The organism is Psychrobacter sp. I-STPA6b (genome assembly GCF_020662265.1).
Lineage (GTDB): Bacteria > Pseudomonadota > Gammaproteobacteria > Pseudomonadales > Moraxellaceae > Psychrobacter.
The window spans coordinates 1-512 of sequence record NZ_VEWM01000140.1 but is presented as its reverse complement, the minus strand read 5'-3'; the positions used below and the strand labels follow the sequence as shown (position 1 = coordinate 512).

Here is a 512-nt window from a genome sequence, read left to right as displayed (position 1 = left end):
ATAGAGGTTTAAGTACTGCTGTTGGTGATGAAGGTGGATTTGCTCCAAATCTTGCAGGTGGAACTGAAGACGCTTTGGATACCATTAAACTTGCAGTTGAAAATGCTGGATATAAATTTGGTGACGAAATTATGTTGGCTTTGGACTGCGCTGCTTCTGAATTTTATGTAAACGGAAATTACGATTACACTAAATTTGAAGGTGAAACTGGAAAAATAAGAACTTCTAGAGAGCAAGCAGAATATTTAGCTTCGCTTGCTACAAATTATCCAATTATTTCTATTGAAGACGGAATGTACGAAGACGATTGGGAAGGTTGGAAGTATTTAACTGAACTAATTGGAGATAAAACACAACTTGTAGGTGACGATCTATTTGTAACCAATGTAGAGCGTTTGTCTCGCGGAATTAACGAAGGAATTGCAAATTCAATTTTGGTAAAAGTAAACCAAATCGGAACTTTAACGGAAACTATCGCAGCGGTTAACATGGCTCACAATGCAGGATATACA

General features: G+C 37.1%; 1 pseudogene. It reads left to right on the top strand.

Going from position 1 to position 512, the window contains the following annotated elements:
* Window positions 1–512, top strand: a pseudogene (gene eno, locus FHK88_RS14060) (phosphopyruvate hydratase); the annotation flags it as partial.